Annotated in this window: 16 protein-coding genes; 8 read left to right on the top strand and 8 right to left on the bottom strand. The window is 60.9% G+C overall.

What is annotated here, in order from left to right:
• Window positions 1-89 precede the first annotated feature (89 nt).
• Window positions 90-1127 carry a LacI family DNA-binding transcriptional regulator gene (locus AA0535_RS04765; protein WP_264814761.1) on the bottom strand — a complete coding sequence of 346 codons (1038 nt, stop codon included), beginning with the start codon at window positions 1125-1127 and terminating at the stop codon, window positions 90-92.
• A 48-nt stretch (window positions 1128-1175) separates the two neighbouring features.
• On the bottom strand, window positions 1176-1655 hold the full coding sequence (locus tag AA0535_RS04760; RefSeq protein ID WP_264814869.1) for a cupin domain-containing protein: 480 nt from the start codon (window positions 1653-1655) through the stop codon (window positions 1176-1178).
• Between the two features lie 141 nt (window positions 1656-1796).
• Between AA0535_RS04760 and AA0535_RS04755 the strand changes: the two genes are divergently transcribed.
• On the top strand, window positions 1797-2624 hold the full coding sequence (locus tag AA0535_RS04755) for an alpha/beta hydrolase (RefSeq protein ID WP_264814760.1): 828 nt from the start codon (window positions 1797-1799) through the stop codon (window positions 2622-2624).
• 130 nt (window positions 2625-2754) lie between these two features.
• On the opposite strand, the gene xylB is transcribed toward AA0535_RS04755, so the two are convergent.
• Window positions 2755-4209 (bottom strand): xylulokinase, encoded by a 1455-nt coding sequence (xylB, locus tag AA0535_RS04750; protein ID WP_264814868.1) that lies wholly within the window; start codon window positions 4207-4209, stop codon window positions 2755-2757.
• Window positions 4210-4582: 373 nt separating this feature from the next.
• Between xylB and odhB the strand changes: the two genes are divergently transcribed.
• Both odhB and lpdA read left to right on the top strand, forming a co-directional pair.
• A complete protein-coding gene (gene odhB / locus AA0535_RS04745) occupies window positions 4583-5911 on the top strand; it encodes a 2-oxoglutarate dehydrogenase complex dihydrolipoyllysine-residue succinyltransferase (protein ID WP_264814867.1) in 1329 nt (442 codons plus the stop codon).
• Window positions 5904-7325: a dihydrolipoyl dehydrogenase gene (lpdA, locus tag AA0535_RS04740; protein WP_373319277.1), complete on the top strand. Its 1422-nt coding sequence runs from the start codon at window positions 5904-5906 to the stop codon at window positions 7323-7325. Before odhB ends, lpdA begins: the two co-directional genes overlap by 8 nt.
• Window positions 7326-7411: 86 nt before the next feature.
• On the opposite strand, the gene ampC is transcribed toward lpdA, so the two are convergent.
• Window positions 7412-8557: a class C beta-lactamase gene (ampC, locus tag AA0535_RS04735; RefSeq protein ID WP_264814758.1), complete on the bottom strand. Its 1146-nt coding sequence runs from the start codon at window positions 8555-8557 to the stop codon at window positions 7412-7414.
• A gap of 186 nt (window positions 8558-8743) precedes the next feature.
• Entirely contained in the window at window positions 8744-10126 is a 1383-nt protein-coding gene (locus tag AA0535_RS04730) for a Hint domain-containing protein (RefSeq protein ID WP_264814757.1), read from the bottom strand.
• A 243-nt stretch (window positions 10127-10369) separates the two neighbouring features.
• On the opposite strand from AA0535_RS04730, the gene AA0535_RS04725 reads away from it, so the two are divergent.
• Window positions 10370-11287, top strand: a complete 918-nt coding sequence (locus tag AA0535_RS04725) for a LysR family transcriptional regulator ArgP (protein WP_264814756.1) — start codon at window positions 10370-10372, stop codon at window positions 11285-11287.
• Window positions 11288-11319: 32 nt separating this feature from the next.
• Here AA0535_RS04725 and AA0535_RS04720 read toward each other — a convergent pair whose 3' ends face one another.
• Both AA0535_RS04720 and AA0535_RS04715 read right to left on the bottom strand, forming a co-directional pair.
• Complete coding sequence (locus tag AA0535_RS04720; RefSeq protein WP_264814755.1) at window positions 11320-12774, bottom strand: Hint domain-containing protein; 1455 nt, start codon at window positions 12772-12774, stop codon at window positions 11320-11322.
• 58 nt (window positions 12775-12832) lie between these two features.
• On the bottom strand, window positions 12833-13450 hold the full coding sequence (locus AA0535_RS04715) for a LysE/ArgO family amino acid transporter (RefSeq protein WP_264814754.1): 618 nt from the start codon (window positions 13448-13450) through the stop codon (window positions 12833-12835).
• 97 nt (window positions 13451-13547) lie between these two features.
• On the opposite strand from AA0535_RS04715, the gene AA0535_RS04710 reads away from it, so the two are divergent.
• On the top strand, window positions 13548-14444 hold the full coding sequence (locus tag AA0535_RS04710; RefSeq protein WP_264814753.1) for a LysR family transcriptional regulator ArgP: 897 nt from the start codon (window positions 13548-13550) through the stop codon (window positions 14442-14444).
• A gap of 267 nt (window positions 14445-14711) precedes the next feature.
• Here AA0535_RS04710 and AA0535_RS04705 read toward each other — a convergent pair whose 3' ends face one another.
• Window positions 14712-17597 carry a 2-oxoglutarate dehydrogenase E1 component gene (locus tag AA0535_RS04705; protein ID WP_264814752.1) on the bottom strand — a complete coding sequence of 962 codons (2886 nt, stop codon included), beginning with the start codon at window positions 17595-17597 and terminating at the stop codon, window positions 14712-14714.
• 272 nt (window positions 17598-17869) lie between these two features.
• Between AA0535_RS04705 and AA0535_RS04700 the strand changes: the two genes are divergently transcribed.
• The 3 genes from AA0535_RS04700 to AA0535_RS04690 are packed head-to-tail and all read left to right on the top strand — an operon-like array spanning window position 17870 to window position 19954.
• Window positions 17870-18214 carry a hypothetical protein gene (locus AA0535_RS04700; RefSeq protein ID WP_264814751.1) on the top strand — a complete coding sequence of 115 codons (345 nt, stop codon included), beginning with the start codon at window positions 17870-17872 and terminating at the stop codon, window positions 18212-18214.
• A gap of 45 nt (window positions 18215-18259) precedes the next feature.
• Complete coding sequence (locus AA0535_RS04695; protein WP_264814750.1) at window positions 18260-18898, top strand: 2OG-Fe(II) oxygenase family protein; 639 nt, start codon at window positions 18260-18262, stop codon at window positions 18896-18898.
• 30 nt (window positions 18899-18928) lie between these two features.
• Window positions 18929-19954: an aspartate-semialdehyde dehydrogenase gene (locus AA0535_RS04690; RefSeq protein WP_264814749.1), complete on the top strand. Its 1026-nt coding sequence runs from the start codon at window positions 18929-18931 to the stop codon at window positions 19952-19954.
• Window positions 19955-20020: the final 66 nt, after the last annotated feature.

The following is a 20020-nucleotide window of genomic DNA, read 5'->3' as shown; positions in this document are numbered from 1 at the left end:
CTCCAGAGCGCGCAATGGGTCGCGCTTAAACTTGCATAGCTATGCAGAAAAGCGACGAACACAGCAAGGGTTGCACCATGAAGACGGTTTTAAGGAGCGAGCGTGCGGGACGTGCTGCGTCGCAGCACGAGATCGGCCTCGATCACATGGGTTTCCGACAGGCGCTCATCCGGAGCTGACAGTGAGCGGGCAAGGATATCAAGCGAGGCTGCAACCAGTGCGTCGGGGCGCTGATCGAAGCTGCTGAGCTGATAGGAATGCCAGGCGGCTTGCGGGATGTTGTCATAACCGACCACCACCACATCCTCGGGGCAACTCATGCCGCCTGTATCCTTGAGCGCATCCAGCGCGCCACAGCCCATCAAGTCATTGCTGCAGAATAATCCGTCGGGTCTGTGTCCCGCGCGCAGGGCTTCGGAAACGGCGCTGAACGCAGAGTCGTAATGGTCATCGCCCTGGAGTTCGGTCACGCTCAGTTTTTTCGCCCCCCAGCCTTCCAGAAACCCTGCCCGACGGGCACGTGACGCGGCATTGACGACCGGACCCGCCAGCCAGTAGGGGCGCTCGACCCCCCATTCCTGCATGAGGGCTGCAACGCGTCGTCCTGAGTCGAAGTTATTGGAGCGTACCGACGAAATTCCCGGACCGATGAGGGCCGAGTTGAAGCAGATCACCGGGATATTCAGAGCCGAGAGCGCGGCAGCCGTGTCTTCCGAGCCGATCGCCAATGCGGTGATCAGCGCATCCACGCGATATCCTGCAAGAGTGTCCAGCGCCATTTCGAGCGTGACCGTGTCCATGACCTGGACCAGGAGCACCTGAAAGCCAGCCTCGCGTATTCCCGCCGATAATTGCTCGAGCGCCGAGCCGTAAAGCGGGTTGCGCAGCCCACCCACGATGATGCCGATCATGCCCGAACGCCCTGTCAGCATGATCGAGGGGATACGGTTGGGCTTGTAATTGAGCGCTTCTGCCGCCTTGAACACCTTCTCCCGCGTGGCGGGAGAAATGCTGGCGGTGGTGGAAAAGGCACGGGAGACGGCCGACTGGGACACCCCAGCAAGGCGGGCAACATCGATCGAGGTGATCACACGCTTGGTCATGACGCGCTTATGCCATGAAGTCATGGCGTGACGCGATACGGCGTCGTGCGGCTGGAGGCAGAGCGCGCGCGATCAGTGATAACGGCAGGGTTTGTTGCGTTCGGGCGGATTGGCGGACTGGATGACCAGAAGCGTCACTTCGTCGTCGCCCACATTGCCCGCATCATGGCCTTTCTTGCCCTTATAAGGGCCATCGGTCATGGGGCGCACGTCCTGATCCTCGCCGAACAGGATATCTCCCGGGCCCATCTCCACACGCGTTCCGTCCATTGCGCGCACCCACCAGCGGCCCTTGAGCGGAATGATCCATTGCGGCTTGGGGTCGGGATGCCATGCTCCATTCCAGTGGCGCGGCTGAACGGTCATCATCACCGTGGCGGTCTGGGGCTCCATGGGGTCTTGCCATTGCGGTCCCGCCGGTGGCGACATGCTTTTGAGAAAGAAATTCGAGACCGGGCATCGCGCGACATGGCTTATGCCATTCGTATCGGTCCAGAGATGCTGATAGCTGCGCAAAGGCTTCGTCGGGTTGTTGTCCGCTGCCTGCGCCATGACTGCCGCTGCCAGAAATGCCAAGAGAAGCGGTATGGGCCATAAATATTTCATTGATCTGGCTCTCGACAATCGGGTTACGGAAGCGTCACATCTTCTTGACTACGCGTCTACGCCAAAAACGTTCCGAGACCCTTAACCTTGATCAGATACCTCGCGATTGCCTTCGGCCTTGCCATCGCTCTTTATCTCGCGCTCGCAGCCTTTCTGTATCTGCGGCAGGACCGTCTGGTTTTTCCGGCCGAATCGACGCCGCTTGCGAATCCATCTTCCCTGATCCCGGGTACGACTTTCGTGACGCTCCGCACAGCTGATGGTTTGGCGCTTGAAGCCTATTACCATGCGCCTGCCCAGGACGGGCCGGTCATTGTCTACTTGCACGGCAATGCAGGATCGATCACGTCCCGCGCCCATCGCTTCGTCTTGATGACCCAGGGGGATGCGCAGCGGGATACGGGCCTGCTTGCGGTCGAATATCGCGGCTATGCAGGCAATCCAGGCAAACCCAGCGAGGCGGGGCTGGTGCTCGATGCCGCCTCAGCCATGCGGTTTCTTGCGGCTGAAGGCATCGCCCCTGACCGGATCATTCTTTATGGCGAGTCCCTGGGGACGAACATCGCCCTGCGTACGGCGCTGGATTTTCCCGCAGCGGGGCTAGTGCTGGATGCACCCTATACCAGCATCGCCGATGTCGCGGCGTCGCGTTATCCCTACATGCCGGTCCATCTGCTGCTCAGAAACCCGTTCGACACGCTGAGCCGCATTCCCGGCCTCAAGATGCCGCTTCTTGTCATGCGCACGCTGCAGGACAAGACGGTTCCTCCGTCCGAAAGCCTTGCGGTATTCGACGCTGCCCCTGAGCCCAAGCAGATCTGGACGACACAGCAGGGATCGCATTCCACCCTGATCGAGAATGGTGGCCTCGCAGTGCTCGACCGCTTCATCAAGCGCGTCAGCCCTGCACCCTGAGCGGTTGAGGGTCTGACCTGGTGCTTCATGAATGTCGCTCGCCGGGCCAGGCCGGGGCTGCAAGGCGCCTCGTCTTTCCTTCGAAGGATACGGCCGTTCTCACTCCCGTGGTTTCCAGGCAGTCGCTTGGTCAGGGAATGGATTTCAGGGCCGGATAAAGAGCGCGATACCGCGCATAGGCCTGACGATAGGGCCCGCTCAGACGATCATCCGGGGCAATGGAGGCCACGCGCTCGGGGGGCAGGCAGACTTCCGCAACAGCTTCGCCGGTGACGGCAAGCCGGGCGAGACGGGCTGCTCCGAATGCACCGCCCTGCTCGCCATTGGCCAACCGGTGCAGGGTGATCCCAAGCACACTTGCCAGAATCGACGTCCAGAGAGGGCTGCGCGATCCGCCGCCAATCACATCGGCCTGCGTGATGACAGTGCCGGACTCTGCCAGACCCTCAAGGGCATCGCGGAAAGAGAACGCCACGCCCTCGAGAACGGCCTGCGTCATCTGGGCACGGGTCGTGTCCTGGGTCAGCCCCATGAATCCGCCGCGTACTGTGCCGTCATTATGGGGGGTTCGTTCGCCGGAGAGATAAGGCGCGAACAGCACCGGGGAGGGGGCCTCAGGAGCTTGTGGCAACTCGGCGAGGAGCGATTTCTCATCCATGCCTGTCACGCGCGACCACCAGGCGAGAGAGGCCGCCGCCGAGAGCGTGACCCCCATCTGATGCCACTGATCCGGCACGGCATGGCAGAATGAATGGATGGCATGATTGCCGCCGGGATGAAAACTATCGGTCGTCACCCACACAACACCGGATGTGCCGAGGGACAGGAAAGCGTCGCCCGTATGAATCGCCCCAAGCCCGACCGCGCCCGCAGCATTATCACCCGCGCCTCCGGCAAAGATCGGGGATTCCGTCATGCCCCAGCGTGTGGCCAGGTCAGGATTGAGTTGCCCGGCGGGGGCAGAGCCTTCGCAGAGTTCGGGCATGGCGGCGAGACGCAGATTGGACGCTTCGAGCGCGGCATCCGACCAGAGGCGGCGCCCTGTATCGAGCCAGAGTGAGCCGGAGGCATCGGACATGTCCTCGATCAGCGCGCCTGTCATGCGAAAACGCAGCCAGGCCTTGGGCAACACCACATGGGTGACATGCGCAAAGATCTCCGGCTCGTGACGCGCCACCCAGAGAACCTTGGGGGCCGTGAAGCCCGGCATGGCGATATTGCCGGTAATCTGGCGGCATAATGGAAAGCGATGCTCGAAAAGGGAGCATTCGGTCTCGGCGCGTGTGTCGTTCCAGAGCAGGCATGGGCGCAGAACCTCGCCGCCTTCGCCCAGAAGTACAGCGCCGTGTTGCTGTCCGGACAGGCCTATGCCACGCACCGCAGAGAGTTCGGCCGGGTGGGTTTCACGCAGGGCATCCAGCGCGCGCAATGTCGCCTCGTACCAGTCCTCGGGGTTCTGTTCGCTCCATCCCGGATGTGGGCGGCTGACCTCCAGTTTTTCGGTATGGGCCGCAACGACTTTCTGCGTGGAATCGACCAGCACCGCCTTGATGCCGGAAGTGCCGAGATCGATACCGAGATACATGCCAGAAACCATGGATTAACGGACCTTATGGAAGAGCGTGATGAGCGTCTTAACGAACCGGAAGGAAAAAGGACGCCGGAGAGAGGCGATGCCCGGAGAGGATGCCGGTCAGACCTGGATTTCAGGCGTATCGAGGTGCCGATGAAAGCGCCGGGCCTGACAAGCTGTCGCGTCACAATCGGGTGAAACCCCATTGAAGAAACCTGTTTGTATGGGGGATGACCTGACAAAACGGCGTCGCCCTCTCTATTTCTGCAGTCCGGCCATGAATGCAGGCGGAGTAGGCATGGCCACTGTTCCTGTCTATGGTCGCCTGTCTATAGTCGGTCGCACAGACGCACGACAGAAGTCCTAACGGGCAAAGGGAGAGATGATGTCGGTCGAGATCAGGGTGCCGGTACTCGGTGAGAGTGTCACCTCGGCAACAATAACCCGTTGGCTCAAGCAACCCGGTCAGGCAGTGTCGGCAGATGAGCCGGTGGTCGAACTGGAAACCGACAAGATCAGCGTGGAGGTGCCCGCCCCGCAGGCAGGCGTTCTGGGTGGTGATCTAATGGCAGCGGGTGCGGAAGTTGCCGTGGGCAGTGTGCTTGGCACGCTCGACCCCAAGGGAACGCCCAGTGCGTCCACTCCGTCGAAGGCAGAAAGCGCCCCGACCCCGAAGCCCGAGACCCCGCCAGCTGCACCATCAACGTCGCATGACCCGATGCCTGCTGCGACGCGCCTGATGGCTGAGGCCCATATCGCACCCGACACCGTGACTCAGGGCACGGGTCTCGACGGGCGCGTGACCAAGGGCGACGTGATGGCGAAAATGGCGCGGTCGGCAGCAGCTGCTCCTCGCAACGAAGAGGTTTCCTCTGCCGCCGCACCCCGACCGGAGCCCGTTGCGTCTGCCCCTGCGCTCTCGGCCCCGCAAACGCCGGCAACAGGGCAGGCGGCCTCGCCCCCTCCCGCCATGGCCGCTGCTCTGGCCGCGCTGCTGGGCAAGGGCGAGCAGGACAGCCGCGAACAGCGCGTGCCCATGACGCGTCTGCGCCAGACTATCGCGCGCCGCCTCAAGGATGCTCAGAACACGGCCGCCATCCTGACCACCTTCAACGAGGTGGATATGAGCGCTGCCAAGGCGCTGCGGGCTGAATATCGCGAGATTTTCGAGAAGAAGCATGGCGTGAAGCTGGGTTTCATGTCCATTTTTGCGCGTGCCTGCATCAAGGCGCTGCAGGAATTCCCGGCCATCAACGCGACAATCGAGGGCGAGGAGATCATCTATCGCCGCTTCGTGAATCTGGGCATTGCCGTGGGCAGCGAGCGCGGTCTTGTCGTGCCGGTGCTGCATGATGCCGACCAGATGAGCTTTGCCGAACTTGAGCGTAATATCAATGACTACGGTACGCGGGCGCGTGCCGGAACGCTGAAGCTCGACGAACTCTCGCGCGGTACGTTCTCCATCACCAATGGCGGGGTGTTCGGGTCGCTTCTCTCCACCCCCATTCTCAACCCGCCGCAATCGGGCATTCTGGGCATGCATGCCATTCAGGACCGCCCCGTAGCCGTGGATGGCCAGGTGGTGATCCGTCCCATGATGTATGTTGCGCTCTCCTATGACCATCGCATGGTCGATGGCCGCGAGGCTGTGAGCTTCCTGGTGCGCATCAAGCAGTATGTGGAAGACCCCCGTCGCCTGCTTCTCGATGTCTGAAACGAAAGAGACCGCCATGTCGGAGACTCATGAATTCGATCTGGCCGTCATTGGCGCGGGCCCTGGCGGTTATGTCTGTGCGATCAAGGCGGCACAGCGCGGGCTGAAGGTGCTCTGCGTCGACCGTCGTGAAACGCCGGGCGGCACATGTCTGAATGTCGGGTGTATTCCCTCCAAGGCCCTGCTGCACAGTTCCGAGCGTCTGCATGAGGCCGAGACGGAATTCGCCGGGCTGGGGATCGACAACGTCAAGCCAGTGCTCAATCTCGGCCAGATGATGGCCCGCAAGGAGCGCGTGGTAGGCGATACCGTGAAAGGGATCGGCTTCCTTTTCCGCAAGAACAAGGTCACCTTCCGTGTGGGTGAGGCGGCACTCACCGGGCCGCACAGCCTCACGATCAACGGAGAGACGGTCACGGCAGGTTCCATCGTGATCGCAACGGGCAGCGCACCTGCGGCCCTGCCGGGTCTTGCCTTCGACGAAAAACGTGTGGTGTCCTCGACCGGTGCACTCAGCCTTGAGGCCGTGCCGAAGCGTCTGGCGGTCATCGGGGCCGGGGTGATCGGGCTCGAACTTGGCAGCGTCTGGAAGCGTCTCGGCAGCGAGGTGACGGTGATCGAATATGGCGATCATATCGCGCCCGGTTTCGATCGCGGTCTGGGCCGTCAGTTCCAGCGTGCGCTGGAGAAGTTGGGGCTGAAATTCCGTCTCTCCACCCGCGTCACCCGGGTGGAAACCGGCTCCGACGCGCTTTCCCTGACCGTGCAGAAAGTCGGCAAGGAAGAGACCGAGACGCTCGAAGCCGATGTCGTTCTGGTTGCGATCGGTCGCAAGCCCTACACACAGGGGCTCGACCTGGGCGCGGTCGGCATCGATACGGATGAGGCCGGTCGCATCCCCGTGGACGGACATTTCAGGACGTCCTGCCCCAGCATCTATGCGATTGGCGATGTGATCGCCGGGCCCATGCTGGCCCACAAGGCCGAGGAGGAGGGGCTGGCTCTGGCTGAGCAACTGGCCGGAAAAATCGGGCACGTGCCGTATGACGCCATTCCTTCGGTCATCTATACCCAGCCGGAATTCGCGATGGTCGGCAAGACCGAGGAGCAGCTCAAGCAGGAGGGCGTTGCTTACAAGAGCGGCAGCTTCCCCTTCATGGCGAGCGCACGCGCCCGGGCCATCGCAGCAACGGATGGCGGCGTCAAGGTTCTGACCGATGCCAAGACGGATCGCCTCCTTGGCGTCCATATTCTGGGGGCCTGCGCGGGCGAACTCATTGCCGAAGCCACGCTGGCCATGACGTTCAAGGCGAGCGCCGAGGATGTGGCGCTGGCGTGTCATGCCCATCCGACGCTCTCGGAAGCACTGAAGGAAGCCGCTCTGGGCGCCTTCGATCAGGCCTTGCATCTCTGAGGGCCTTCATTCGCTGCTGAGTGGATCCCGTCCGGTTTCAGGTTCTCAGCCTTTGCTCTGGGGCGTCTGGCGCTGCCCCGGATCATCTATTTCCTGAGAAGCGCCCGGAGCAATGTGTAGGTAGCCTGAACGCGTGCCTCGTTCGGGGTATTCCTGTTCGCCAGCATGATGATGCCGATCCTGCGGCTGGGAATCATGACGATATACCCGCCGAACCCGTCCGTCGAACCGGTCTTGTTGAAGATCACGGCGTTGTTCTGCGGCGTGTCCAGGCTCAGTACCTTGACCGGCTGCGGCTTGAGGATGAAATCATAGCCATTCCCGAGCATCATCGGCTGCAGGGGCGTCGGCCAGGGGTAATGCTCCCAGATCATATCCTGTGTGAAAAACGCGGTCAGGAAGCGCCCTTTCTGGGTGAGCGCCACCGCCCTGCCAATTTCGGCGGGCGGATGGCCCAGCCCGAGTTCGACATCCAGAAGCGCCAGCATGTCGCGCGCTGTCGATTTCACGCCATAGGCTTCATCGGCGAGAACGCCGGGGTGTACACGGATGGCCGCATCCGTCTTGCGGTCATACCCGTACGCATAGTGCCCCATGTCGTCATGGGGCACTTGGATCCATGTATGGTGGAGATTCAGGGCGGGGAACAGGATCGTCTGGGCAGCCTCGGCATAAGGCAGACCGAGCGACTGCCCGGAGATGAAGCCCAGCAGGCCGATGCTGACATTCGAATAGCTACGCGCTCCGGGCTCTGGCGGCTGCCAGGTTTTCAGCCAGGCGATCAGACCGTTGATATCGTGGATTGTCTCGGGCACCTGCAGAGGCAAGCCGCCTGAATGATGCGTCGCCAGATCGAGCAGGGTCAGGTCGTTACCGATCCTGCATTGGTCGTTGCATAGATGATGCGCCACTGTGTCGCCTAGCGCCATCTTCCCCCGTTCCACGGCCAGGGCCGCGAGGGTTGCCGTAAAGATCTTGCTCATGGAGCCGAGTTCGAAGAGCGTATCTGGCGTTACGGGGCGCTTGTCAGCGCGTGAGGCGAGGCCTGTCGCATAGAAATGATGCACGCCGTCTTGCGTGACGCCGATGACCAGGCCGGGCACATCATAGCGGCTGACGAGAGGGGCGAAGGCGGTTTCGATCCTGTCATCCAGCGTGTCTGCCCGTGTCGACGCTATCGGAGAAAGGGCCAGCAGGCTCAGGGACAGCCAGGGGCGTATCATGCGTCTCATCGGAATCTCGTTTCGTTAAAAGAATGGATACGGCGTCTCGCCCCGGTTGTCTTGTCCCCGGTTGTCTTGCCAACGGTGTCGAGGGGAGGAAGACAACCTCCGATCATCAGTGCGCGCTGATCGCCGTGACAGGGAGAAGCGGCCATTCGCCGGGATGGAGCGGGTAAAGCCGTGCCTCACCCACCCTCACCGAGAGGATGACGTCGCCCAGACCCTCAAAAGCCGTCTCATCCAGTCTGAGTTCGGCATCGCCGGTCGTCCATACCCCGTCATTTCGGCGCTCACGATGCCAGCCGTCATGCGATGCGGCGCAGTCATCGAGAGAAAGCAGGGTTGTGCCTGTGCCGGTCCAGAGCATGAGAGACGAGACCAGCACGCCGAATTCACGACGGTCATCAAGGAATGGGCCGGTCTCGTCGCAGGGACGGGTGTGACGCGAGCGCAGACGATACGTGCCAGGGGGGCGGTCAGCCTGAAGAGATAGGTCTGACCATTACGACGATAAGGAGCGAGGACCGTCCCATCCTTGCGTGCCAGATGGAGCGCGGGATCGGTGGTAGTGGGTCGGGCCGGGACGGATATTTTGGGCGAAGCAGGCGCAAATCGCTCCCAGAGGCCCCGAACGAAACCCGGCTCGACATTCAGGGGTGCACAGGCATGTATTGCCCAGGAGAGCGTTTCGGGCAGGCGCCGGAGTGTTGGGCCCTCGATTGCGCTCTGTGCGAACACGAGGCGGTTACCTGTATCGAGATAGGTTTCGCTCTCGACGCCATTGGCCAGGATGATGCCATGCGTTTCGAGTTCGATATGAAAATAATCGAAGCGCGATTTCGATCTGTCGTAGGCGATGGTGTCGCCATTGACCAGCATGCGCGCAGGGACAAAACAGCCGTCGAGATAAAGGCAATGCTCCGCCGTGATATACAGATCGCGATGCGGCAGGCCTATGCCGAGGGCGTGTGCACGCAGGCGCACCGGGTATCCGGCGCGATCATCATGAGTCTCATGCGCATCGACATCTTGATGCGCCGACCCAACCCAACGGATCGTCTCTGGTCGTGCCGTCCCCGCGCGTCTCACAAGAACCTCATCCCCGGGCTGCAGGGTTTCGATGGCCCGTTCGCCCAAAGGAGTCAGGATCAGGGTACCCGCCAGATAGCATATGGCGGCTACCGGCTCACCCTTGGACGAGGGGGTATAGTAGAACGTGTCGGAGGAGCTTTTGAGAAGGGGGCCGCTCAACACGGTCTGGCTGGAAACCCATACCATGTCAGCGGTTCCACTGGCAGGATAAGCGAGATAACCGTCCGCAAAGGAGGCATTATCGCCAAAGAGGTAGTAGTTCTTGCCGATATAGAAGCCGAACATCCCTTTGGCTTGATAGATGGAGCCGCTGAGCAGGGCCTTATAGGGTCCGCTGATGGTGCTGCCATCCGCGAGGTTGATCTGGAACTGCTTCTTATCGAAGTCGATGTAAACTGTGACCTCACCCAGGGAGGTAATTGGGGTTCGATTGCCGGTAAGCGTGCAAGAATATCCCGGCACCGTCCACTTCTGAATGTTTGACATGATTCCTACCCGAAAATGATTTACCGGCGAGCGGTCTGTACCCAACATTATTTTGTGGTAACGATTCTAAATCCCATATCATGGGATGTAATGGCGATATATGTTTGCCGGGAAAGGTGAGATATTTCCGAGACTGGAGTATCGATCGGTACCTTCACCCCCGCGACATGCTGGGAAACTAGGCGATACTTTGCCTTAAGAAAAGCTTGTCTTTCTTATGGGTCTTAAGCATAACTTACGCCCATGCTTGATTATGCGGCACTAAATGCGGTTGTGGCGGTGATCCGTGAGGGGTCTTTCGAGGGCGCAGCCCGTGCCTTGCGGATAACGGCGTCTGCCGTGTCCCAGCGTGTACGCAGCTTTGAAGAACGTCTGGGCGCGCTGGTCATCGTGCGCGGGTCGCCATGCCGCGCGACGGATCTCGGCCAGATGCTCTGCGCCCATGTCGACAAGGTCAAGCTGCTCGAGGCCGAGATCAGCCAGCAGACAGGTGCAGCGCTGTTTCAGAGTGGCGAGAAGACCACCCTGCGGCTTGCAGTCAATATTGACAGCCTCGCAACCTGGTTGCCCGATATCTTGACGGGTTACGCGAACAAGGCTGAGATCTGCATCACATTGATTGTCGAGGATGTGGCCCAGACGGCCGATCTTCTGCGTTCTGGCGATGTGATGGCTGCTGTGACCACGCGCAATGATCTGCTGCCAGGATGCAGGACAGTCTATCTCGGGGCGATGCATTATGCGGCCTGTGCCAGACCGGATTTTGTAGCGCGGTATTTTCCGGAAGGTCTGACGGGCGAGGCCATCGATGTGGCGCCCTGTATCTGCCTGAATGCCCAGGACAGCCTGCAGCGGCAATGGCTCGACCATGCCGGCCGTACGCATCTCTCCGCACTGACACATTATGTCCCGTCGAGCCGGGGCGTTCTCGATTTTACCCTGAGCGGTCTCGGATGGGGGTTGCAACCGACAACGCTCGCCGCGCCCCATCTGGCCTCGGGCAGGCTTGTGGAGCTCGATCCTGACAACAGGCTCGAGGTGCCGCTCTATCTGATCCTGCCGCGGCTCAAAAGTGCGGTTCTGGACGATCTGACCCGTCATCTGACGCAGGAATGCGCTGCGCATCCTGCCTTGTGCCCACCATCGCCACAGGACCACTGATCGGCGCCGCGCCAGAATGGCCCGAGCCGGTATCAGGGGAGCGGGTGCATGTGATGCGTAGGTTTTTCCGTGAAGTGAACGGGGTAGAGACGCGTCGCAGCAAGCGTAATCGACAGGATGATCGCTTCGTCCCCATCGAAGCATTCCTCACCCAGCGCGAGGGGAGACGCACCATCGGTCCAGTATCCCTGTTTTCCCTCCGCTTCGTACCAGCCCTCCTGCGCACCCATCAGACGATCGAGCATGAGTGGGGTCACGCGCGCACTCGTCCAGAGAGTCGCGTTAGACACGAGAACGCCATATCTGCGCCTGTCATTGATGAAAGGCCCTGTCTCATCGCAGGGACGGACCTGACGCGAACAGAGCGACCAGCGCCGTTGTGTCCCCCGAAGGTAAAAGAGATAGGTCCTGCCCCGTCTGCGATAAGGATAGATCCTGGAGCCATCGACCTGGCGCAAATGGAGATCGGGCTCGTGGGTCGTGCGACGCCAGGACAGGAAGGTCCGGGCACTGACCGGTGAGAGGCGCTCCCAGAGGGCCTGCACGAAATGGCGCTCCACATTCAGCGGTGCGCAGGCTTCATGCGACCAGATAAGGGGTCGCGTCCGCTCAGCCTCGAAACTCGGGTCTGCCTGGTCTTTCTGGAACACGAGATGAGTGCCCGTCGTGAGCCAGCTTTCGCCGGCCATCCCCTCAGCCTCGATGAGACCGTGTCGGGCAAGGCGGAGGTGATGACCGGTATAGGACGAGATCGTGCGATCGTAGAGAATGGTCACCCCGTTTACGAGCATGTGCACCGGTACGACGCAGTTTTCGACATGGACGCAATGCCCGCCATGGACATGCAGATCACGCGTCGGCGTGCCTGCACCCAGGGCATTCTTTCGGATACAGACAGGATATCCGGCTTCGTCCTCGCAGGATTGCATGCGATCGACCTCATACGTCACGCTCCCCGTCCGGACGATCTCCTCGCTTTGCGCCTTTCCCTCGCGCCACACGATGATTCTCTCGCCAACCGTGAGGGTTTCAACCGCACGCGCACCCGAAGGCGTCGCGATCATCGTCCCGCTCAGATAGGCCATCGGGGCATCACGCCTGCCCTCTGCCAATCCCTCCGGCAGTTCTGGCGTCCGGCTCGCGCGAAGCAAAGGACCGCTTTTCCCTGTCTCCGCCAGCCAGACCAGATCCCCGGTATTCTCCCGCGTGCCCCATAGGCGGCCCGGGTAGAACGTCTCGTTCTCGCCAAAGACGAAAACCGTGTCCTGGCTGCTGAAACCGAACATCCCGTAGGACTGATAGATCCGGCCCGCGTAGTATCGATGGATCACGCCCCTCAGCACCTCGCCGCCCTGCAAGGTGATGGCGTAGTGTCGCCTCGCAAAATCAAGAGTGAGTATTGCGCGCCCCAGGGCGACGAGCACGGCCGGGCAATCCAACGCGCCGCGCCGGTAGAGGGGCACGTTCCATGTCATGATGCTGGTCATGGATGCCTGCCGCTGCCAGGCCGTATGATCAGAGAGGGGAGCGTCATGATGGGCGAAATCACCCCGCGCCTTGAAAGGCGGGTCCGAGCCCCTGACGCGCAAGCCTGATGGCAAACAGGATCAGGGCGCTTCCTGTCACAATATCGATTATCTGACGGGCGGTCGTGGACTGGAGAGCTGGACGCAATAATCGGGCGCCATAGCCAAGGCCGGTAAACCAGACGAAGCTCGCCGTGATCGCCCCTGCTGCAAAACAGATCCTCAGGCTATCGGGCACGCCGAGAGAGGCAGTGCCAATGATGAACACCGTATCGAGATAGACATGGGGATTGAGCCAGGTCAGGGCGGCAAGCGTGGTCAGTGTGGTGCGTCTTGAGGGCGGTGCGTTTGCCGTCAGTGTGGCGGTGTCCTCTCTCCAGGCCTGACGTAAAGCCTGTATCCCGTTGCTGAGCAGAAAAGCCGCGCCGAGCAAAACGAAAACCCGGCTGACGACGGGCGTGAGGGTCAGGGCCGACCCGGCAAGGGCAATGCCGGCGATGATGAGAACGCTATCGGACAGACCACAAAACAGCACGACCATACCGGTATGGGTCTTCTCAAACCCTTTGCGCAAAACGTAGAGATTTTGCGCGCCTATCGCACCGATGAGCGAGGCAAACAAAGTGAAGCCAGCCATGAACGAGGCGAGACAGGTCGACGTGCCCCCCTCATAGGTAGGGCAGCAGGCTAAGAAAAACTTGTTCTTCTAAGGCCGATGAAGCAAAGCTTAAATCATGCTCGATTATGCTTCGCTGAGTGCCGTGAGCGCCGTCATCCGTGAGGGATCTTTCGAAGCGGCGGCCCGCGCTCTGCGCGTCACGCCCTCGGCCATTTCCCAGCGCGTGCGCAGTTTCGAGGAGCGTCTGGGCGCGCACCTCATCATACGTGGACAGCCTTGCACGGCAACGGAACTGGGCGCGCTGCTCGCTGCCCATGTCGATAAGGTTCGCGAACTGGAAGACGGCATCATGTCTCATGCCGGATTGCCTTCTCGCGAGGGGACACCGGTCACGACTCTGCGCCTTGCCGTGAATGCCGATAGTCTCGCGACCTGGGTGCCCGATATTGCCACCCGTTTTGCCCAGGAGCGCAATATTCGCCTCGACCTGGTTGTGGAGGACGAGAGTCTGACCGTGGATCGTCTCCGATCGGGCGAGGTGGCCGCTGCCGTCACCGCACAGGACGAGAATGTGGCGGGATGTCGCAGCGTGCGGCTCGGGACCCTCCGTTATATTGCGTGTGCGACCCCGCTTTTTCGTGATCGGTATTTTTCGCAGGGGCTTTCGCCAGAGGCGCTTCAGGCCGCCCCCTGTATCTGCTTCGATCAGCATGACAGCTTGCAACGCCGGTGGCTGGCCTGTCACGGCAACCCTCCCTTGCCGGCATGGACGCATCATGTGCCCTCTACCGAAGCCTTGCTGCATTTCACGCTCGAAGGACTGGGATGGGCCCTTCACCCGATGTCTCTCGCGCTGGACGCGCTCGCAAATGGCAGTCTGGTCGAGATCGATCCGTCAAACCGGATCGCCGTGAATCTCTATTGGATACGTCCTCGCATCAGGAACGCCGTGCTCGAAGAGTTTACCCATCATCTCATGAAAGCCTGCGCCGCTCATCCGGCCCTCAGATGAGGCAAGGTTTTTTCGCGCAGGCTGTCTGAAGATCACTCCCTCAGCCATTCCAGGGTGTCTCGCACTGGTTCCCAGAGGACGACTGACTCGTGGCGGGGTGCGAGGCGGAGCCCGATGAAGGCAGCATCTCGACAGGTGATGCGTTCTCTGGGCGCCGCCCCGCACCCCGCAAAGGGGCATGTCCCTTTTATCCCCGCGTGATCAGACAGGTTTGTGAAGGCTGACTGCCCTTTCGCGGGGTTATGGGGGCGACTTCGGAGGGACGTTCTAGCCGGAGGCCTGGCCAAGGGCCTCCCTCACCAGCGCCGCCTGCTCGGCCAGATGCTCGCTCGCGAGGCCTGTGGCTGGAGAGGCGGAAGCCTTGCGACCACTATAGATTGGGCGAGAATGGGCGTGGTTGCACCGCTCGGCCGAGTTCTCGATGCGTCGATCGACAAACGCCCAGGCGCCGCCATTCTGCGACTCTTCCTGGCACCATACGATCCGCGCATTCGGATAGCGGGCGAGCTGCTGCGACAGCACATCGCGCGGGAAGGGATAGAGCTGCTCGAGGCGGATGATTGCAACATCCTGACGATTGCTGTCACGACGCGCGGCGCGCAGGTCGTAATAGACCTTGCCAGAGCAGAGAACCACGCGGGTGATGTCCTGATCCGGCAGCAAGGCGTCGGTTTCGGGGAGGATGGTGCGAAAGCGCGTTTCCGGACCAAAATCAGCCAGCTCGGAGACAGCCTCCTTGTGACGCAGGAGGGATTTCGGCGTCATGATGATCAGGGGCTTGCGGCATTCCCGCGCGATCTGACGGCGCAGGGCGTGGAAGTAATTGGCCGGCGTGGTGATGTTGCACACGCGCAGGTTGTTCTCGGCGCAGAGCTGGAGATAACGTTCCAGACGCGCGGAGGAATGCTCGGGACCCTGACCCTCATACCCATGGGGCAGCAGCATCACGAGGCCGGAGGTGCGCAGCCATTTGGTTTCGCCGGAGGCGATGAACTGATCGATGATGACCTGAGCACCATTCGCGAAATCGCCGAATTGGGCTTCCCACAGGACGAGCGAATTCGGGGCAGCCAGCGTGTACCCATATTCGAAGCCGAGGACACCGAACTCGGAGAGCAGGGAGTTATAGACCTCGATCCTGGCCTGACCATCGGCGATATTGTTCAGCGGAACATAATCGCTCTGATTGAGCTGATCGACGAGCACAGCATGGCGCTGGCTGAACGTGCCGCGCTGGCAATCTTCACCCGACAAGCGTACGGGGTGATGCTGCAGCAGCAAGGAGCCAAAGGCCAGGGCTTCGCCCAGCGCCCAGTCGATGCCGCTGCCGGTCTCGATTGCCTGACCGCGGGCCTGAATCACACGACGCAGGCGGGGATGCAGGGCGAAGTCCTCGGGGATGCGCGTCAGGGCAGCGCCAACGCGCTGCAAGCCGGAAATGCTGATCCCGGTGACGGGCTGTTCGCGCAGGGGCTCATCGGACAGGCGCGACGGATCCTGATTGCATTCGAGCCAGTCCTCTCGGCTCGGCTCGTAGGATTTTGCAGCTTCGAACTGTTCCTGAAGATGATCCTGGAAGTACTGGAACTGGTCATCGGCCGTCTCGGCATCGATGATTTTTTCGCGGGCCAGCTTCTTGGCATAGAGCGCACGCGTTGTCGGACGCGCCGCGATGGCCTTGTACATGGTGGGCTGCGTGAAAGCGGGTTCGTCGGCCTCGTTATGGCCATGGCGTCGATAGCAGACGAGATCGATCACCACATCAGCCGCGAATTCGCGACGGTAATCGGCTGCAAGCCGCGCGCAATAGGCGGCGGCCTCGGGCTCATCACCATTCACATGCAGGATTGGCGCGTGGACCGCCTTGGCAATATCGGTGCAGTAGAAGCCCGAATGCGCATGGGCCGAGATGGTGGTGAACCCGATCTGGTTATTGGTGACCACATGAATGGTCCCGCCCGTGCGGTAGCCAATCAACTGCGACATCGCCATGGTTTCGTAAACGATGCCCTGTCCGGCAAAGGCGGCATCGCCATGGATCAGGAGCCCGAGATGGCGATAGCGGTTTTCCAGCCCGACGCAGCCCTCGGAGTCCTGGATGGCGCGGACACGCCCCACCACGACCGGATCGACGGCCTCGAGATGAGACGGGTTGGGCAGAAGGGTGACGCGCACCTTTTCATTTGAGACATGTAGCGTGGCGGCAGTCCCCAGATGGTACTTCACGTCGCCTGACCCCTGCACATCGGTCGGCTTGAACGAGGCACCGGCGAATTCTGAGAAGATGGCAGCGAAAGGCTTTTGCACCACATTCGCCATCACGTTCAGACGGCCGCGATGGGCCATGCCGACAGAGACGCTGCGCGTGCCATGCTGCACCGACTGCTCGATGATGGCGTGCAGGGCAGGGATGGTGACTTCGCTTCCTTCGAGACCGAAGCGCTTGGTTCCGGTAAAGCGCTTCTGACAGAAGCTCTCGAATCCTTCAGCCTCGGTGAGCTGGTTCAGAATGGTCTTCTTTTCCGTGGCGGAGAACATGTGACGCCAGTCATCGCCCTCCAGGCGGTGCTGCAGCCACAGGCGCTGGGCGGCGTCCTGGATGTGCATGTATTCCACACCGATCGGACCGCAATAGGTCTGGCGCAGGGCCGCGAGAAGTTCGTTGATCGTGGCGCTTGCGCGTTCCGGCAGGAGCGAGCTGACCATCTGACCAAGATAGATCGGGCGGTCGCGGTCCTGGGGGCCAAAGCCATAAGTGGCGGGGTCGAGTTCGGTATAGGATTTCGGCACCTGCAGACCCAGCGGATCGAGCCGCGATTCCAGATGGCCGCGCACGCGATAGGCGCGAACGAGCTGGATGGCGCGCACACTGTCATCCACGCTTGAAAGCAGATCGGTGGCGGAGAACTCGGTTCCGAGCCGTGATGCAGGGGCGCTCTTGCCGCGAGCTTCCAGGAGCGATGCCTGCTCGCCCCAGGCCGCACGGTCTGCACCGCAAAGGGCGGCGGCCTGTTCAGCGTCGAGCGCCTTGAACAGATCGGCGAAGGAAGGGTCCACGCTGCGGGGATCTGCGGCCCATTTGGCATGTAAATCAGCCAGATAGACGGTATTGGCCCCGTTCAACGCTGTTGGTAACGAACCGATCTCACCCATGCTTGCAGCCCTCCCCGGCTGTCTCGTCCGGATTTGGATATCGACTTAAAATGGCACCCTCATGGCGGCAACAACCATGAAACTCTTGCCGATCAGCAACAAGCATAAAACTTTTCCGAACGATTTCAGTTCACAATCGTACGTTCTGAAGACGGGGCGAGAAAGAGTCGAAACTTTCATTCCGCGGCCTCGTCTATAGACTCCGCACCAGAGCGTTTCGTGGTCTAGCTCAATGCGAAGCGTTCCGATATTGCAGTTTGGAGGGGTCTGTCATGCGTTGCATGCCCGCACTCGCGGTGGTCACGATTTTGCTACTGGTCCAGGCCATGCCCTGCGCCCACGCGACTCCTGAGCGCCCTGTTGAACAGCAAGGTCGTCATCTGGACTTCGACAGCCGTGCGCCGCTGCGCTGCTCCACAGCGCCTCATCTGGTTCGCACAGCCTATGAACCGGGTCAGAATACAGGCTCGCCGGTAGCGCAGGTTGAGGAAAACGGCGCGGGCAGGACTGTTTCACTGCGCTCCTGCTTCAGCGACACCGATCGTATCGGGGCGGGTTATACCCAGTTCGTGCGCAACAGTGCTGTGCGTCACCCCCATCACCGCATGAAGGGGTGAGAAGCATCTTGTGTGCGCAGGTGAGCAGGAATAGGCTCGCCATCCATGTCACAGATCGCTCTTCAATATGAAGCCCTTGAACGGACCCCGATCAGCGAGGCCCCGTTCAGACATGTGGTCGTTCCGAACTTCGTCCGCGAAGAGGACCTCCAGACCCTTATCAATCTGATGCCGGCCATGCGCTCGGGAGGATCGTTTCCGCCCGAGGGCCTCAGCCTGCACCCCACAGTCAAGGCGCTAACCAGGGAGCTTCAGGGGCCAAAGCTCAAGAAGATCGTGGCGGATAAATTCGGCCTGGAGATCGAAAAATCTCCCTCGATGCTGACACTGCGCGGACGCACGCGCGAGAAGGACGGGCGCATTCATCGTGACTCCGAAGCGAAGCTCGTCACAATCCTGCTCTACCTCAACCCGGAAAGCGCGGCCTGGTCAGCTCAGGAAGGATGTCTGCGCCTGCTGAACGGCCCCGATGACATTGAGGATTATGATGTCGAGGTGAAGCCCGCCCACGGGACACTGCTGATTTTCCCCAACGGCCCCAAAACCTGGCACGGGCACCGTCAATATGTCGGGCCGCGCTACACTATACAGCTGAATTACATGGCCACGAATAACAAGGCGCGCTATGAACTGCGCCGTCATCGCCTGTCGGCACTGTTCAAGCGCCTGTCTTTCGCGCGGTGACCGTCTAAGTCTGACTGGGGTAAAGAGATAATGGGTTACCGCGTTGCGGTCGTAGGTGCGACTGGTGCAGTTGGTCGTGAACTCCTGCGCATTCTTGCCGAGAGAGATTTTCCTGTTTCAGAAGTAGCGGCGCTCGCTTCTGCCCGTTCGACGGGACAGGACGTGTCCTTCGGTGACAAGAAAGTCCTCAAAATCCAGAACCTCGAGACCTTCGATTTTACCGGCTGGGATATTGCCCTTTTCTCGCCCGGCGCATCGATCTCGGCCGTTCATGCCCCGCGCGCCGCAGCTGCGGGCTGCATCGTGATCGACAACACCTCGCATTTCCGCATGGATCCGGATGTGCCGCTGGTCGTGCCCGAGGTGAACGCCAACGCGCTGAAGAAGATGAAGCGTAACATCATCGCCAATCCGAATTGCTCGACGGCTCAGATGGTTGTGGCGCTCAAGCCGTTGCATGACCTGTTCACCATCAAGCGTATCGTGGTCTCGACCTATCAGGCGGTTTCGGGCGCGGGCAAGGATGGCATGGATGAGCTGTTCGCCCAGTGCAAGGGCAGCTTCGTGGGTGATCCGCCGACGATTGCCCAGTTCACCAAGCAGATCGCCTTCAACGTCATCCCGCATATCGACAGCTTCATGCAGGATGGCTCCACCAAGGAAGAGTGGAAGATGGCGGTCGAGACGCGCAAGATTCTCGATCCCGATATCAAGGTCGCCGCAACCTGCGTGCGCGTCCCGGTGTTCATCGGTCATTCGGAAGCGATCAACATCGAATGCGAGGAGCCGGTCGATCTGGCCCGCGCCCGCGAGGCCCTGCGTGAGGCTGATGGCGTGATCCTGCGCGACGAACGTGATGACGGTGGCTACGTCACCCCCATCGAGTGTGTCGGCGAGGATGCGACCTATGTGTCGCGTCTGCGTATCGATGACACAGTGGAGAATGGACTCGCCCTGTGGTGCGTGTCCGACAATCTGCGTAAGGGCGCAGCCCTGAATGCCGTTCAGATCGCGGAGGCGCTGATTGCGCTCGATCTGATCAAGTCGAGAGCCTGATACGGCCGCGAAAGATTACATCTCTGTCATCAGAGCAAGTTTGGCATTGCTTGTGCAACGCGCAGT

The organism is Asaia krungthepensis NRIC 0535, assembly GCF_025995175.1.
GTDB lineage: Bacteria > Pseudomonadota > Alphaproteobacteria > Acetobacterales > Acetobacteraceae > Asaia > Asaia krungthepensis.
The sequence above is the reverse complement of the archived record's forward strand: the minus strand, read 5'-3'. Positions and strand labels throughout refer to the sequence as shown.

Bases quoted from the DNA above. Each gene is read 5' to 3' on its own strand.
- AA0535_RS04765 (WP_264814761.1), bottom strand. From the start codon at position 1,127: ATGACTTCATGGCATAAGCGCGTCATGACCAAGCGTGTGATCACCTCG.
- AA0535_RS04760 (WP_264814869.1), bottom strand. From the start codon at position 1,655: ATGGCGCAGGCAGCGGACAACAACCCGACGAAGCCTTTGCGCAGCTAT.
- xylB (WP_264814868.1), bottom strand. From the start codon at position 4,209: ATGTATCTCGGTATCGATCTCGGCACTTCCGGCATCAAGGCGGTGCTG.
- odhB (WP_264814867.1), top strand. From the start codon at position 4,583: ATGTCGGTCGAGATCAGGGTGCCGGTACTCGGTGAGAGTGTCACCTCG.
- lpdA (WP_373319277.1), top strand. From the start codon at position 5,904: ATGTCTGAAACGAAAGAGACCGCCATGTCGGAGACTCATGAATTCGAT.
- ampC (WP_264814758.1), bottom strand. From the start codon at position 8,557: ATGAGACGCATGATACGCCCCTGGCTGTCCCTGAGCCTGCTGGCCCTT.
- AA0535_RS04730 (WP_264814757.1), bottom strand. From the start codon at position 10,126: ATGTCAAACATTCAGAAGTGGACGGTGCCGGGATATTCTTGCACGCTT.
- AA0535_RS04725 (WP_264814756.1), top strand. From the start codon at position 10,370: ATGCTTGATTATGCGGCACTAAATGCGGTTGTGGCGGTGATCCGTGAG.
- AA0535_RS04720 (WP_264814755.1), bottom strand. From the start codon at position 12,774: ATGACCAGCATCATGACATGGAACGTGCCCCTCTACCGGCGCGGCGCG.
- AA0535_RS04715 (WP_264814754.1), bottom strand. From the start codon at position 13,450: ATGGCTGGCTTCACTTTGTTTGCCTCGCTCATCGGTGCGATAGGCGCG.
- AA0535_RS04710 (WP_264814753.1), top strand. From the start codon at position 13,548: ATGCTCGATTATGCTTCGCTGAGTGCCGTGAGCGCCGTCATCCGTGAG.
- AA0535_RS04705 (WP_264814752.1), bottom strand. From the start codon at position 17,597: ATGGGTGAGATCGGTTCGTTACCAACAGCGTTGAACGGGGCCAATACC.
- AA0535_RS04700 (WP_264814751.1), top strand. From the start codon at position 17,870: ATGCGTTGCATGCCCGCACTCGCGGTGGTCACGATTTTGCTACTGGTC.
- AA0535_RS04695 (WP_264814750.1), top strand. From the start codon at position 18,260: ATGTCACAGATCGCTCTTCAATATGAAGCCCTTGAACGGACCCCGATC.
- AA0535_RS04690 (WP_264814749.1), top strand. From the start codon at position 18,929: ATGGGTTACCGCGTTGCGGTCGTAGGTGCGACTGGTGCAGTTGGTCGT.